At 51.9% G+C, this 15,483-nt stretch carries 13 protein-coding genes and 1 tRNA gene; 7 read left to right on the forward strand and 7 right to left on the reverse strand.

The annotated features are described in order from the left end of the window. Positions 1-137: 137 nt before the first annotated feature. The 5 genes from F822_RS12605 to F822_RS12630 form a co-directional block, all read right to left on the reverse strand. On the reverse strand, positions 138-3,029 hold the full coding sequence (locus tag F822_RS12605) for a bifunctional diguanylate cyclase/phosphodiesterase (RefSeq protein ID WP_051536730.1): 2,892 nt from the start codon (positions 3,027-3,029) through the stop codon (positions 138-140). 28 nt (positions 3,030-3,057) lie between these two features. Next, a complete protein-coding gene (locus F822_RS12610; protein ID WP_025041633.1) occupies positions 3,058-4,284 on the reverse strand; it encodes a putative porin in 1,227 nt (408 codons plus the stop codon). Next, positions 4,265-4,714 (reverse strand): type 2 periplasmic-binding domain-containing protein, encoded by a 450-nt coding sequence (locus tag F822_RS12615; protein ID WP_231623515.1) that lies wholly within the window; start codon positions 4,712-4,714, stop codon positions 4,265-4,267. The genes F822_RS12610 and F822_RS12615 overlap by 20 nt, the downstream gene beginning before the upstream one ends. A 162-nt stretch (positions 4,715-4,876) precedes the next feature. After that, complete coding sequence (locus F822_RS12620; RefSeq protein ID WP_025041631.1) at positions 4,877-5,650, reverse strand: PEP-CTERM/exosortase system-associated acyltransferase; 774 nt, start codon at positions 5,648-5,650, stop codon at positions 4,877-4,879. Positions 5,651-6,957: 1,307 nt separating this feature from the next. Next, positions 6,958-7,044, reverse strand: a tRNA-Leu gene (locus tag F822_RS12630). Positions 7,045-7,124: 80 nt separating this feature from the next. On the opposite strand from F822_RS12630, the gene rnr reads away from it, so the two are divergent. The 7 genes from rnr to dnaB all read left to right on the forward strand — a co-directional run bounded on the left by rnr (position 7,125) and on the right by dnaB (position 13,438). Beyond that, positions 7,125-9,320 (forward strand): ribonuclease R, encoded by a 2,196-nt coding sequence (rnr, locus tag F822_RS12635; RefSeq protein ID WP_025041629.1) that lies wholly within the window; start codon positions 7,125-7,127, stop codon positions 9,318-9,320. A 97-nt stretch (positions 9,321-9,417) separates the two neighbouring features. Next, entirely contained in the window at positions 9,418-10,203 is a 786-nt protein-coding gene (gene rlmB / locus F822_RS12640) for a 23S rRNA (guanosine(2251)-2'-O)-methyltransferase RlmB (RefSeq protein WP_025041628.1), read from the forward strand. A gap of 140 nt (positions 10,204-10,343) precedes the next feature. Continuing rightward, on the forward strand, positions 10,344-10,721 hold the full coding sequence (gene rpsF / locus F822_RS12645) for a 30S ribosomal protein S6 (RefSeq protein ID WP_025041627.1): 378 nt from the start codon (positions 10,344-10,346) through the stop codon (positions 10,719-10,721). Between the two features lie 12 nt (positions 10,722-10,733). Beyond that, positions 10,734-11,030: a primosomal replication protein N gene (gene priB / locus F822_RS12650; protein WP_025041626.1), complete on the forward strand. Its 297-nt coding sequence runs from the start codon at positions 10,734-10,736 to the stop codon at positions 11,028-11,030. A gap of 35 nt (positions 11,031-11,065) precedes the next feature. Continuing rightward, positions 11,066-11,350 carry a 30S ribosomal protein S18 gene (rpsR, locus tag F822_RS12655; protein ID WP_025041625.1) on the forward strand — a complete coding sequence of 95 codons (285 nt, stop codon included), beginning with the start codon at positions 11,066-11,068 and terminating at the stop codon, positions 11,348-11,350. Positions 11,351-11,361: 11 nt separating this feature from the next. Beyond that, positions 11,362-11,817 (forward strand): 50S ribosomal protein L9, encoded by a 456-nt coding sequence (gene rplI / locus F822_RS12660; RefSeq protein WP_025041624.1) that lies wholly within the window; start codon positions 11,362-11,364, stop codon positions 11,815-11,817. A 232-nt stretch (positions 11,818-12,049) separates the two neighbouring features. Further along, a complete protein-coding gene (gene dnaB, locus F822_RS12665; RefSeq protein ID WP_025041623.1) occupies positions 12,050-13,438 on the forward strand; it encodes a replicative DNA helicase in 1,389 nt (462 codons plus the stop codon). Between the two features lie 131 nt (positions 13,439-13,569). On the opposite strand, the gene F822_RS12670 is transcribed toward dnaB, so the two are convergent. After that, positions 13,570-15,015, reverse strand: coding sequence for a PhoH family protein (locus F822_RS12670; RefSeq protein ID WP_025041622.1), 1,446 nt, complete (start codon positions 15,013-15,015; stop codon positions 13,570-13,572). Next, positions 15,005-15,481: a peroxiredoxin gene (locus F822_RS12675; protein WP_025041621.1), complete on the reverse strand. Its 477-nt coding sequence runs from the start codon at positions 15,479-15,481 to the stop codon at positions 15,005-15,007. The genes F822_RS12670 and F822_RS12675 overlap by 11 nt, the downstream gene beginning before the upstream one ends. Between the last annotated feature and the right edge of the window lie 2 nt (positions 15,482-15,483).

The raw sequence follows: 15,483 nt of genomic DNA on the forward strand, positions 1-15,483 counted from the left end.
CAATAATCCTGTCTATCGGATCCGGCGCTCGTAATGCTCTGCATGTGCCCTGAACCGGCCACTGCTTGATCCTTTGCCGTTGCTCCAGCGTTGTATTTCTCGAAGCGAGGCTGAACACGAAAGAATGCAAGCTACGCCTATAAAAATTCCTTGAACGGTGAATCATGCGCGGGGATCGGCGTTCCTATGAAAAAGCCTTGCGCGTAATCTATATGCATTTTCTCCAGAAGGGACAAAGTCGCTGCGTTCTCCACGAACTCGGCCGTTGTTTTCTTCCCGAATCCCCGTGCCACATCGCATAGCGCTTTTACCAGTATCTGGTCGTCGGGGCTATCCGCCAGATTGCGTATAAACGAACCGTCGATTTTCACCACATCGATGGGAAGCTGCCGTATGTAATAGAACGAAGAGAAGCCGACGCCGAAATCATCCAGTGTAAAGCTGCAGCCGAGTTTTCTAATCGTTTCCATGAGCTCTCGCGCTGCGGACAAATCTTCTAACGCCGCCGTCTCGGTTATCTCAAACATGAAGTTTGAAGGATCCGCGTCATATTGAGTGAAAGCTTCCTCCAGGATCGATAGCAATTCGGGATCATGAAATGCATGAGCTGAAAGGTTTATCGAAAAACGGACACGCAGCCCGTTGTGTTGAATTTCCGCCGCTTGAGCAATGGATTTCCGTAAAACCATATGATCGATGGCATGGATAAGGCCGGTTTGCTCTGCTGCCGGTATAAAATATTGAGGAGCAAGCACGGTTCCATTATCGTCAAGCATGCGTAGCAGCACTTCGTAATGGTCAACGGTCTTGTTCGCGATATGCATGATGGGCTGGAAATAGAACAAGAATCGTTCATTCAAAAGCGCATACTCGATCTTTTCTTTCCAATATACGAGGGTATGCATGCGCTCCCGGGTCTTTTCCTCGTTTGAAAACAGATGCCAACCGCCTCGTCCCGCTTCTTTGGCCTGATACATGGCGAGATCCGCCGCCGCCAATAGGTCGTGGACGTTATTTCCATGCTCGGGAAAAACTGCAATACCAACGCTGGCCGACGCCTTATGGCTTCGGCCGTTTATGGTGATCTTTCCCTGATTCAGGCAAACAAGAACATTTTTTGCGACTTCTATTGCTCCCTCTGCCGTGGTTTGAGGCAGTATCACTGCAAACTCATCGCCGCCCAGACGCCCGAGTATGTCTACGCTGCGTACGCTGCCATGCAACATGTGCGCGATCATTTTCAGCAAAGCATCGCCCGCCTGGTGTCCGCTCGTATCGTTTATATACTTGAACTGATCCAGGTCAAAGAATAGCAGCGCGCCCGAATGTTCATAGCGTGCTGCCAGATTCAGCATTTGCTCCAGTTCTTCCTGAAAACGGCGCCGGTTATATAAGTTGGTGAGGGGATCATGGTCGGCCAGCCATGCCAGTCGGCTTTCTGTGCGTTTATGCTCGGTCATATCGAGCCCTACCGAGAGCATTGCCGGGTCATTCTCGGTATGTCGAGTCAGGCGGGAATGCAACCAGAGAATATGCCGTGTCGATTTATCCCTGCACAGGACGTTGGCTTCATGACGCAATTGGTCTCTTTGGTCAGAGCGTACCTCCTCAAGGTAGGCGGGAAGATCGCGCATATCTCCATCGGACGTGAGGAGATTGATGAACGGTGTTCCCTGCAGCTCCTTTTCCATATATTGGATAAGCGTTTCGCCGTAAGCATTTAGTGTGAGAATTTCGCCGCTGGCGTTTTGCGTCATTACAATGACTTGCGCGATGTCGAGCAGATTTGTGATGAAATCCCGTTCCTTGCTTAATTCATTCATTTTCCTCGCCAATATCTGAGTCCGATCGGCGACTTGGTCTTCAAGTTTCTCCAGTTGATAGGATAGGGCCACAGCTGTTTCGTCGAGCATGCCAATTTCATCTTTCAGCCATGGTTTCTGGCCGTCGGTATGAAGCTCCGACCTGAAATTCTTGAAGCTGCTCCGGGCCAGAAGTGGCAAAGTGAAGGCGATATGTTTGAGCCGCGATAATGGCCTGCTGAGAATGAAAAATAATAACAGCTCGGAAAGCATAAGCCCCACCACCCCGATGATTATGTTCTGCTGTGTTGAACTTTGGATGGTATGCATGGTGGAGGTAATATCAGTGACGACAATAAACTGGGCCTTATCGAGCTCATCTATTTTGTTCACGGAAAGCGGTTTGATTTGCAGATATTGGTTATCCCAAGCAATCTGAACGCCGTTTTCCAGGTGGCTGAAGTCGGGATACTGCGCCGCGACTTTAGTGAGAATTGCAGTATTCATTTCTTTGCTGTGTGCGGCAATCCGAACATTCCAGCCGGGAATTATCATCTCGGCGCCCTTCCTGTCACTGTCGTGCTCTCTGATAAGCAAGCCGATATCAGCGCCGGAAACATTCTTGAATCCCAGGACGGCATCGATCAGAGGCGCACCGATGATGACAACGCCGACACTCTTGCCCTCCACCAGCAGAGGTACCACCACGAACTGGGTGCATTCTTTCTGGCAGTTCAGAGAGCTGATAGGCTGTTCTCGCACTTTCACTTCACGAATCCAATTCAGCATTACGCCTTCATGAGTGTCGGATTCCGGAATACCCCAGCTTGCCAATAACTGATCGGAGTTATCGTAAAAACGTATCAGTTCGATACCCTTATTAAGCTGCAATGATGCCCAATATGGATCGAATGTTTCGGCGATATTTTTTCCATTGGCCGCCAGCAGGTCTGGTCCCATTCCTTCCAGGAAAGGAAGCAATTCAGCAAGCTGATGCAGATCTTTCGAGATCTGATCTATCAAACCTTCAACTTCACTGGCATAACGCTTGTGCTGCGCGCGTCTTTGAGACTCAAAATCGCTCATCAGGCTCAAATAAGTGATTCCAGTGAATGAAACTACGATAAAGACCAATATCAAACTGCTCAGCAGCAGAACTTTCCATTTCAGGCTCAGAAACCCAGGCGGCGCGCAGCGTGCCGTGCCGTCGGGCTGAGCCTTGTTCATATGGAAATTATGCTCCATCAAGTTATCGCTAGAACCTATAGGAACCGAGGATTGAAAAGAGATTCCAGTTCTGGGACAGATCGCCAGGCACAGGATTGTCAAGAGTGGAGAGCCAACCCGTACCGTTGACCCGGTGATATTCGGCGCGCAGCATGAACTCAGGTGTGACATTCCAGCGCAGGCCAACTGTTATATCCTTGGCGAAGCGGTTATGTGCAGGGCGTCCGGAAGCCGCAGCCCATTTGTTTCCACTACGATCGTTCCTGTCGGTATAAAGCACGTCGTATCGAATTACGGCCTCCCATTCAGGAGTGAAACGATATGCACCTTGAAAGTAATAGCTTTCCCCGTAGAAATCCAATGTGAGTGGCGCTACACCGAAGTTCTTGAATTCGAAATGGCGTAGGGCATATTCGGAAGTGAGGCTCCAACGCTCGGCATTGTATTGAGCTGAGAAAACGAGCGGCGTAAAGCGGATAGAACCGGCTTGAACTGGATCACTTGCTGTCGGGCTATACCCTATATTGAGTTGCGATCCACTGAATGCTAAGCGAAATCTACCTTCGTCGAGCTCGTAAACGACACGGCCGGTATAAGACATTTCCGCCACGAATCTGCCGGGTCTGTCCGAACCCAACAAGGCTACCTCTGCTTCCGCACCTCTGACTAATGGGCGTGCCACCCCTAGCTGAAATGAAATATTTCCGATATCTGAGCGTTGTTCGCCGTATAGATGTGCGCCATCTGCGGCTAATGCCAGCTTGCGCGTGCGGTCGAAATAAATGGATTGTGGCAGCAGTATGCTTGGCCGCGTGAAGGGTACGTCGCGGGTATCGTTATAGAAGCCGATTGGGTTTTTCATCCTGCCCAGGCGTATTCCCAGCTGATTGGTCTCGCCGGAGAACATTGTGTAATCGAGAAAACCGTAATCCAGCCGGATATTGCCGGGGCTGCCTTTGCCCGCCCAGCGCGACAGCATCTGTGCCGAAAACTGCAGCTTGGGTAGTGGCCTCATCGAAGCGTTCAATCCCAACTCCCTGAAGTCAAAGCTGCCGTCATCGGAAGCGCTTTTTCCGAAAACGTTGTTGTTGCCGGAGCTCTTCAACCAGCTCTGGCTTGCAAAGCCGTGTATTTGCAGATTTTGCGGCAACTTTTCAGCTTGCACAGCATAGCTCCACAGCACGCACGGCACGACAGCGAGCCTGATAGCCATCAGGAAACGGTTGTGAGAGCGGCTATTTGATATGGAGTACATTGACACTACCGTCCATCCTGGATTTAGTTAAATAACCAATTGCTCCAGGCGTGCTGGCGACCTTGGCAAGCATTTCCTGAGGAGAACTTACTGTATTGGGGGCTTGACCGGTTCCCGAAAATACCAATCGATCCCAGGCGGCGCGAAGCTGGTAGGGAAAGACATTCAGTGCCTCTTTAGCAAAGGTGGCGTGTAGAGGCGCGTCGTCTGGCATTACGAATATCCGTATGGCCGTGCCGTCCGGCCACTCGTGGAGGCGCATTCCGAAGATGGCGCGCAGGGTGCTCCTGGAAATCGTTTTCTCGCTGACTCCGGGGTGAGTCACGATCTCATAGTGATCCGTTGCCCGAGCAATGCTTATAGTGCACAGCATGCTGAGCAGCAGATATAAGAACAGGATAAGGCGACCGGTATTTTTTTTAATTGTCACGGTTTAAATTATTTATCTGTCATTTATGCCATCGCGCACCACGGCCGGGCTGAAGCCCCCACCGTTGAGATAGCTGGCGGAATGAAAGAGTGGGCGCAATTGAGAAACGCACCGGGTTGTGATAGAAGTGATTGACTTCTAAGTGATCTCTACGTCTCTACTCTAAAGTCTCGCTATTGACATTTCCAGCGATGATGTTTCGCAGGTATGCTTTAGAGGCCCTAACCGGACGCTGCCGTAATTCGTGATCAATTCCCATATCTCACTATTGTTTACATAAATGGTTTCCAGCATTTTGATCAAGTCAATGATGTAGGGTCGACGTGGGCCGTGATAGTCTGTTAATGGTCCGATGGCATCAAACTGCAGTCCATAGGGAGCTAACAATCTGTTCAATGAAGGATCCATTACCGAAAGACAGTGTGTGATATTGTGTTGAGCGGACATTTGTATGATGCCAACAACAAGCGCCAGGATGGGATGAGGAAAGCGCCGTTTATTCCCTTCAACAAGCTCTCTTTGAGGTTTTTTCTCGCTGTCACCTCTGCGTTGGCGAAGCCGTCGCACGATAAGCAGGCGCGATATTTCGGCTGTATTACGTCGCGGTAACGCATCGACATCAATAAGTGCCGGATCAAATCGGGTATGCTGCTCGATGGGAAATGGTTTTTCCACATTCACCGGATCAGGCAATATCAGACGTGCTGTTCCTACATAATCACCAGAGGAACGGTGCTGTAGAAGAATATGAGATGAATGGTCATCATAGCTGTCGCGTTCGTACCCTTCCGGATAACAGGACACGTCAAAACCGGGAAGACGCTGCTCAATGCATAACACTTGATAGCGCAGGCGAAATACCTCACGTAGCAATTCCGGAGAATCGACATGGATAATTTCGAAATATTCGTTGAAAGCGGCCACGACGTCGTTCATTTGGAAGGGCCCAGAAGTAACGTCACTCGCAATCCATTACTTATGGGATTTCTTCGCTGGTCAACTGACAGGAGAAGCCAGGTCAGCCCGCTCGAGTCCCGTTTGCTCGTCTTTCTGGCTGCCGATTTCATGATGAAGAAGCTTTTGCCAAAGGTTGGAAAGCAAGGGCCGGAATGTGCTTCCTGCGCAAATCGGTCCGCTTCGGGGGCGTCGCTTATCGATGAGTGTGGGGGAAATAAGCCATGCATATGCATATCGCTCATAAAGGATGGAAAAATTTTTGCCATGTGCGATAGACACTGATTTCGAGTGAGCCGCTATATAGTTAACGACGAAAATCTGCTTCACTTTATTCCAATGTGAATTGAAAGGAATAAGATTGCCCTTTTCCGTTTTCTCTCGCAGGGTTTCCTACGGCAAAAATTAGGCCTGTTTTGCAATCGTCATAAGAAAGACGCAGGATCTGGTTTTTAGTGGCATTGCGGCTGTCCTTTGACGATATGAAATAGTGGACGGAATATTCAGGACAAGGAACTCGAGGAATGGTGCTTTGCGGCGCGCGGCGGCAAAATCGGGTTATGTCATCACCAATTGCAATTTCGCGCTAAGTCCGGCTATGAATATTCCGACAGGCTCCATTCGCTGGCTTTAGAGATTGAAGTCCGGTTAAAGCCCTGGATGGCATAGATTTTCTTCTGTTAAAGAGCCATGATTCGGCCATCTATTGAATGGCAAGTAAGTACGCTATGAGACAATGGATTGGCGTTCATGGATAGCTGTAAGATTTTACAGCTAGAAATTACTTGATCCGGCACAGTTCGGCTGATAGAAGCCTGATCAACCCGCTTATCATAAGAAATACAGGGCCGATACAGGATACATACAAGAGAACTATTTCAAGACTGATGCATTTCTGTCACACTGCTGGTGTTTGCGAGTGGCGATTCACCGCTTGCAATGATTTCGTCAGACGACACAGTTCCGGCAAGTTCAGCGCTTGTTCGAGAAGTGGCGATACTCGCTGCTATAATCAAGACCTCGGCATCGCCGTTTATTTAGCGTTTCTGTTTTTGAGTCAGAAGTAGCGTGCTTCCGAATGTCTTCCTTGTCTATTTCAACGTACCGCCCTTTGCCCTGTTTCCTGATATACGCCGCAATGAAATTCCTGACGGAAAAATGACGGAGCAGGCGGCAAATGGAGTGGATTGAATACCAATACCGCAATAGTTGAATCAAGTGAAGTGATAGGCGTAACATGCCTGATAGGCAATGAACACGCTGGAGAGAGGGTCTTGAAGAATATAACCTGGTGCCCAGAAGAGGACTCGAACCTCCACAGTGTTGCCACCGCTAGGACCTGAACCTAGTGCGTCTACCAATTCCGCCATCTGGGCAATGCTCGCATCCTGTCCGGAGTGGGACTTACGATACAGGGTGCGGGGCAGAGGTCGCAATTTTATAGGAAACCATTGCTTTGTCAATTAAGAAGAAACGCAAACTCCGCGATCTTGATCCTCATCTCGAACGCGAGAAGCTTCAATACGGTCATCCGCTGCCGAGCCGCGAATTCATGCTCCAGATTCTGGAAGAGCATGGCGTTCCCGTGAATGAGAAAGCATTGCAGAGCCTGCTGGAAATTACGGAAGAAGAAAACGAAATTTTCAGTCGCCGTGTTTCCGCGATGTTACGCGAGGGTCAGATTATGCGTAACCGGAAGGGCGATATCTGCGTGGTGGACAAGCTCGATCTTATCAAGGGGAGGATCCAGGGGCATGCGGATGGTTTCGGCTTCCTGGTACCCGACGATCGTAGTCCGGATCTGTTTTTGAGCGCCAAGGAAATGCACAAGGCGCTGCATGGCGATCGTGTGATGGTGCGCGAAATTGGGGTGGATAGGCGTGGACGCAGGGAAGGCACTATTGTGGAGGTGCTGGAGCGTGCCGTCACTCAACTGGTTGGCCGCTTGCACGCCGATCACGGAATTTTGTTCGTGGAGGCGGAGAACAGGCGCATCAGCCAGGATATTCTGATCCCGCCGGAAGAATCCATGAACGCCAGGGCGGGCCAGGTGGTGATGGTCGAAATCATCCAGCAGCCCAGCAAGAACGCGCAGCCCATCGGCCGCATCGTCGAGATTCTGGGTGAGTATACCGCCCCCGGCATGGAGATCGAAATTGCTCTCCGGAAACACGATTTGCCCCATCAGTTTCCACCAGAAGTGGAAGCGCGTTCAGTCAGATTCCCCGATAGCGTGCTGGAAGCGGATCTGGCCGGTAGGGAGGATATTCGTCATTTACCGCTGGTGACGATAGATGGGGAAACCGCACGCGATTTTGACGACGCGGTGTATTGCGAGCGCGACGGGAAAAGTTACAAGCTATATGTAGCCATTGCGGATGTCAGCCACTACGTTTGTCCCACGGATGCGCTCGATCGCGAGGCTTTGAATCGAGGCAACTCGGTTTATTTCCCGCGCCGCGTTATTCCGATGTTGCCGGAAGTGCTTTCAAACGGTCTATGTTCGCTTAACCCGCAGGTGGAGCGTTTGTGCATGGTATGCGAGATGAGCATTGATGCAGCGGGCGATTTTCAGGAGTATCGTTTTTATCCTGCGGTAATGTTTTCGCAGGCACGGTTGACCTATACCAAGGTAGCGGCGATGCTGGAAAATCCCAAGGGTGAGGATGCCCAGCAATACAAGAGCCTTCTCCCGCACATTCAGTTGCTCTACAAACTATTCAAGGTATTGTTCAAGGCACGAGGCAAGCGCGGCGCGATCGATTTTGAAACGATTGAAACCCAGATGATTTTCAACGATCAGGGAAAAATCGAATGCATTCTTCCCGTGAAGCGTAACGATGCCCATCGGTTGATCGAAGAATGTATGCTGGCGGCGAACGTATGTGCCTCGGATTTCTTGCAGAAACATAAGCAACCCACGCTCTATCGTATCCACGAAGGCCCTACCCCGGAAAAACTGCTTGCCCTGCGTGATTTCCTCAAGGAATTCGGTGTGCAGCTAAGCGGCGGCGACGAGCCGAGCGCTAAAAATTACGCCAGGACGCTGACCAAGATCAAGGATAGGCCGGATGCACAGCTCTTGCAGACAGTGATGTTGCGATCCTTGCGCCAGGCGGTTTACAGCCCGGACAACATTGGCCATTTCGGGCTTGCATACGAGTCATATACCCATTTCACTTCACCTATCCGGCGCTATCCCGATCTGCTGGTGCATCGTGCAATCAAGACAGTATTGAATGGCGGAACGTATTCTCCCGGCGATTGGCATGAACTGGGTGTGCATTGCTCACAGACAGAGCGCCGTGCAGACGATGCCAGTCGCGATGTAGAGTTGTGGCTTAAATGCTATTACATGCAGGATAGAATAGGCGAGCGCTTTGAAGGCGTGATCAGCGGCGTAACCGGCTTTGGCCTTTTCGTGGCGCTGGATGGTATTTATGTGGAAGGGCTTGTGCATATTTCGGAATTGCCCAGCGACTATTTCCATTTCGATGCCGGCAAGCACATGTTGCTGGGTGAGCGCAGCGGCAAGCGTTATCGCCTCGGCGACCGGCTCAGCGTCAAGCTGGTGCGAGTCGACCTGGAGTCGAGCAAGATCGATTTTGTCCTGGCCGGAGCCAGTTCGCGCGATACGGGAGATCAGAGTTAACTCAGCGTTAACCCGGAGCGCAGGATAGATTGGGCTCCGATCAGCCGGAGTCGCTACATTCCTGACCCATCCACTTACTCAATTGACCTATTTATAGATGTCCCATATACGCCTTATATTCGGCTTCCACGCTATTACCAGCCGGCTGCGGCAAAATCCTGCCAGCATCAAGGAAATTTTTCTCGATGCCGAGCGCCGGGACCAGCGCGCGCGTGACTTGGCGAAGCTTGCCGAAACCCAGGAGGTCCGGTTGATCTCATGTGATAACACCAGGCTTGCGGCGATGGCCGGTGGTGCGCGCCATCAGGGCGTGGCGGCGAATATAGACGCCTCTCGCAGTTATGTGGATATAGACGATGTGCTGGACACGCTGACTGAACCTGCGTTGCTTCTGGTGCTGGACGGCATACAGGACCCGCACAATCTGGGCGCCTGCCTGCGGGTGGCGGATGCCTTTGGCGTTCATGCCGTGATCGCGCCGAAGGACCGTGCCGTCGGGCTCACCGCCACGGTGCATAAGGTAGCGAGTGGTGCAGCCGATGCCGTGCCGTATGTTTCCGTGACTAATCTGGCTCGCACGTTGCGGGAGCTGAAACAGCGCGGTATATCGATAATCGGCGCAACGGCCGATTCGGACATCGATCTCAACTCTGTGAAGCTGGAGGGGCCTGTTGCCTGGGTGCTTGGCGCGGAAGGGAAAGGTATGCGCCGGCTGACGCGCGAGGTCTGTGATCGCCTTGTTGCCATCCCCATGCTGGGCAGCGTGGAAAGCCTCAACGTTTCTGTCAGCGCCGGCATATGCTTCTTCGAGACTCGCCGGCAGCGCGCTGCGCAGGAAGCCGCCGGGCGGCCCGCTATAAAAGCCGCTGCCGCGCCTGCGTGAGACTATCCGAGCTTCATTGATGCCTGTTTAAATGCCTTTGCCAATTGATATTTCTTTCCCGGTTCAGTATAGTACCCGGTTTTTCAACCCTTGCCTCACCGTGTTCGCATCGCGGGAGGCTCTATCCATGAGGAGATTGCATGCGACATTACGAGATCGTTTTTATCGTCCATCCTGACCAGAGCGAGCAGGTTCCCGCGATGATCGAGCGTTACCGCGGAATCGTTACTGCGAGAAACGGACAGGTTCACCGCCTGGAAGATTGGGGGCGCCGCCAGCTCACCTACCTGATCCAGAAGGTTCACAAGGCGCATTACGTGCTGATGAACATTGAATGTGATCAGGAAACACTGGACGAACTGGATCATTCATTTAAATTCAACGACGCGATATTGCGGCATCTCACCACTAAAATGGGCGGGCCGGTAACGACGCCTTCGCCAATGATGCGCGAAGAAAAACCAAGGTCAGCCGCCCCCGCAGCGGAGGAGCTTAAAGAAACCACTCTCGCGACGTAGGCCCGGCAATAATTGAACTGCAACCAGACTGTAATTTGCGGAAAGATTATCGAAATCGGTAGTTTGCGTTACACACCGGCGGGGGTGGCGGTGACGGAATTCAAGATTAGCCACGTCTCCCGCCAGATCGAAGCAGATAAGCCGCGCCAGGTGGAGTGCGAAATTTCGGCAGTGGCGCTAGCACAGATGGCTGAAGCCATTGCGGGCATAGCGCCCGATACGCTAGTGAAACTCGCGGGTTTTCTGGCAAAAAAAAGCCGGATGAGCTTGCAGCTGGTGCTGCATGTGAACAAAGTTGACCTTATTTAAATTATTCAGGCCCTCATTTCAAGACAGGAAAAATCATGGCTCGTTTTATTTCAAGACGTAAAGATGGTAAAGACAAGGACAAGGACAAAAAGGCCAACCGCCCGTTGTTCAAGCGCAGGAAATTCTGCCGGTTTACCGCGGAAGGCATTAAAACCGTGGATTATAAGGATGTCGAGTTATTGAAAGATTTCATCAATGAAAACGGCAGGATCATTCCGGCCCGCATTACCGGTACCAAGTCGCGTTATCAGCGCCAGCTAAGTATTGCTATTGAGCGCGCGCGCTTTCTCGCGTTGCTTCCTTACACCGATTTGCACTGAGGAGCGACGATATGCAGATCATACTGATGGAAAAGATTCTCAATCTCGGCCAGTTGGGTGACGTTGTCAAAGTCAAAAACGGGTATGCACGGAATTTCCTTATTCCGCAAGGCAAGGCAAAGCGGGCGACGCAGGCAGCCATTGCCGAGTTCGAGGTGAAGCGCGCGGAATTGGAAAAAACCCACGCGGACGTCCTAGCTGCTGCTCAGGCGCGTGCGGAAAAACTGGACGGATTAATGGTGCAGATTAGCCAGAAGGCCGGCGTTGACGGCAAACTGTTCGGTTCAGTTACCAATGCTGATATCGAGGAGGCATTGAAAGCCCAGGGCTTCGAGATTGAACGGGCAATGATACGCATGCCGCAAGGTTCATTGAAGCAGGTGGGAGACCATCCCGTCACGATTGCATTGCATAGTGAAGTACTGGCAAATATTGTTGTCTCCGTTTTGGGCGAAACTACTTCCTGAAAGTACGCCCATCCGCGCCAGGGTACTCCTGCAGGATGGTTCTGAATACCCCTGAATGATCCTTTGATTTCAAGTCCTGGTTGCCAACTCAGCGTTGACAACCAGGGACTCGACAGCGGATTCCTTCAGAGGTATCCCAAGGGCTGTTTATAGCCCTTTTCTCGTTTTTCCGTATATCCATATCGTACGGATGGTAAAATCTTCCCCTTCCCCGTAACGCCACCCGGATCCCATGGCTCAATTCCGCACCGCAGCCACCAACGATCAGTTGCTTGAATCCTACAAAATGCCGCCACATTCGGTTGAGGCGGAGCAGTCTGTACTGGGCGGGTTGATGCTTGATAATTATGCCTGGGATAAGGTGGCTGACGTCATCACTGAAGAAGATTTTTACCGGCAGGACCATCGGCTCATTTATCGCCACATTTGCAAACTGGTGGAGCATAGCAAACCCGCGGACGTGGTGACCGTCGCCGAGTCGCTTGAAATATCAGCTGAGCTGCAAAACGTAGGTGGATTGGCCTATGTAGGTGTGATCGTTCAAAATACGCCCTCCGCAGCCAATATTCGGCGTTATGCGGAAATCGTGCGCGAACGGGCAGTGATGCGCAGACTGGCTCAGGTCGGCTCGGAGATCTCGGACTCCGCGTATAGTCCCGCAGGGCGCTCCGCTGCGACCCTGCTGGATGAAGCTGAAGCCAAGGTGTTCGAGATTGCCGAGGCAGGGGCGCGGGGAAAGCAGGGTTTTATCGATATTCAACCGCTCCTCAAGCAGGTCGTGGAGCGTATCGAGACACTTTACAATCAGGATAATCCCAGCGATGTGACCGGAATCGCTACCGGATTCCATGACCTCGATCAGAAGACTTCCGGCTTTCAACCGGGTGACCTGGTTATTGTCGCGGGTAGACCCTCCATGGGCAAAACCGCCTTTTCGCTCAACATTGCCGAGCATGTTTCGCTGGTACTGGAAAAACCCGTCGCCGTATTCAGTATGGAAATGGGGGGAGCGCAGCTGGCAATGCGCATGCTGGGCTCGGTAGGACGCCTGGATCAGCACAAGGTTCGCACCGGCCGCTTGCAGGATGAGGATTGGTCCAAGCTGACGCATGCGCTGGGCAAGCTGAGCGAGGCGCCACTTTTCATCGATGAAAGCGCGGCACTGAATGCGCTGGAGGTTAGAGCGCGGGCGCGCCGGCTTCATCGCCAGCATGGTGAACTGGGATTAATCGTGGTCGATTATTTGCAGCTGATGTCCTCAGCCGGTCAAGGCGAGAATCGGGCCACTGAAATTTCCGAGATTTCCCGTTCGCTGAAGGCATTGGCAAAAGAATTGCAAGTACCTGTCGTCGCGCTGTCGCAATTGAACCGCAGCCTTGAGCAGCGCCCGAACAAGCGCCCCATCATGTCCGACCTGCGCGAATCCGGGGCCATTGAACAGGATGCGGACCTGATTCTTTTTATCTATCGGGATGAAGTCTATAACCCGGATACGCAAGACAAGGGAATCGCTGAAATCATCATAGGCAAGCAACGGAACGGCCCGATCGGCAAAGTCGATCTCACCTTCCTTGGGGAATATACCCGGTTTGAGAGCTGCGCCAAATCCGGGCACTATTGAGAGCCGCTGAATAACGTCTGCGGGCACGCCTGGATTTCATTCAGAAACTGCATCGGTAATCCGAGGGGACACAGAGGTACAGGCTGGCTTATTCCGAGCCTTAATCAAGCCAAGCTATACATGCTTGCCAGTTACAAGACCTCAGTCGCATAATCGGCCAACCTGGAACGTTCACCGCGCTGTAGCGTTACGTGGCCGCTGTGGCTCCATCCCTTGAATCGATCCACCACATAAGTCAATCCCGAGCTTCCTTCGGACAAATAAGGTGTATCTATCTGGGCAATATTGCCCAGGCATACCACTTTGGTCGCCGGCCCGGCGCGGGTGATGAGCGTTTTCATCTGCTTGGGCGTAAGATTCTGCGCCTCATCAATTATCAGAAACTTATTGATGAAGGTTCGCCCACGCATGAAGTTGAGCGACTTGATCTTGATGCGTGAGCGGATCAGATCGAGCGTGGCGGCGCGGCCCCATTCTCCCGTGCTGCTGTCCGTTTTGTTGAGGACATCCAAGTTATCTTCCAGCGCGCCCATCCACGGCGTCATCTTTTCTTCTTCGGTTCCCGGCAGAAAGCCGATATCCTCACCTACCGGCACCGTGACGCGCGTCATGATAATTTCAGAATAAACCTTGTGCTCGAGCGTCTGCATCAGGCCCGCGGCGAGTGTAAGCAAAGTCTTGCCCGTCCCCGCCTGCCCCAGTAGCGTGACAAAATCCACTTCCGGGTTCATCAGCAAATTGAGCGCAAAATTTTGCTCACGATTGCGTGCGGTGATCCCCCACGTGTTATTTTTCTGGTGGGTGTAGTCCTTGAGCGTCTGCAGAACGGCGGTTTTGCCGCTGTGCTCGGTGACTTTGGCATAGAACGGTTTGTCATGCTCCAGATAAACGAACTGATTGACGATAAAGCTGGCGCATAGCGGGCCTTTGACGCGGTAAAACGTATGGCCGGATTGCTGCCACGATTCCATTTCCTTGCCGTGTTTGTCCCAGAAATCCGTGGGTAATTCCTGTATCCCGGAAAAGAGGAGATCGGTGTCTTCCAGGACCTTGTCGTTGAAGTAATCCTCTGCCGCCAACCCCAGCGCCCGCGCCTTGATACGCATGTTGATGTCTTTGGACACCAGCGCAACGCTACGATCCGGATAGGTTTCGTGCAAAAATTTCACGACGCCGATGATCTGGTTATCGGCGCTGCCGCTGGCCAACCGCATGGGCAAAACGCTAGTGATCGCCTGCGTCTGGAGGAACAGTCGTCCGGTTGCGCTCTTGCTGCCGTGCGGCTGCAATGAAATACCTTGATCAATATCGGTTACCGCACTGCTGACGATCTCATCCAGAAAACGACTGGTCTGGCGCGCGTTACGCGCCACCTCCGACATTCCTTTCTTGTTATTGTCGAGCTCCTCAAGGATTACCATGGGGATATAAATATCGTGTTCCTGGAAACGGAACAGGCTGGTGGGATCATGCATCAGCACATTGCTGTCGAGTACGAACAACTTGGGGTTGGTTCGCAAACGGGTGATTTTGGTAACGGGAGAAACTGTAGATGAAGCCGGTTTTCTAGGACTCATGACTTTCTCTGCCCAGGTTCTTCACGAATTCCAGTACTTCCTCGACATGGCCATCAATTTTGACTTTCCGCCATTCCGCCCGCAGGATCCCGTTTGCATCGATGACGAATGTGCTCCGCTCTATGCCACGAACCTGTTTGCCGTACATATTTTTCATCTTGATGACGTCGAACAGCTTGCAAGCGATTTCGTCGCTGTCGCTCAGCAATTCGAAAGGGAATTCCATCTTCGCCTTGAAATTTTCATGCGACTTGATACTGTCTCGCGAGATACCTACAATATCGCAGCCCAGTTTTTCAAATTCGCCATAAGCGTCGCGGAACTGCTGACCCTCTGTGGTGCATCCTGGCGTGTTGTCTTTCGGATAAAAATAAATTACGAGGTTTTTTCCGGACACCTCGGACAGGCGGAATACCTTATTGCTGGTGGAAGGAAGCTCAAAATCGGGAACGGGCTGATTTAGCATGG

The sequence above is a fragment of the Nitrosospira briensis C-128 genome (assembly GCF_000619905.2).
Taxonomy (GTDB): Bacteria; Pseudomonadota; Gammaproteobacteria; order Burkholderiales; family Nitrosomonadaceae; genus Nitrosospira; species Nitrosospira briensis.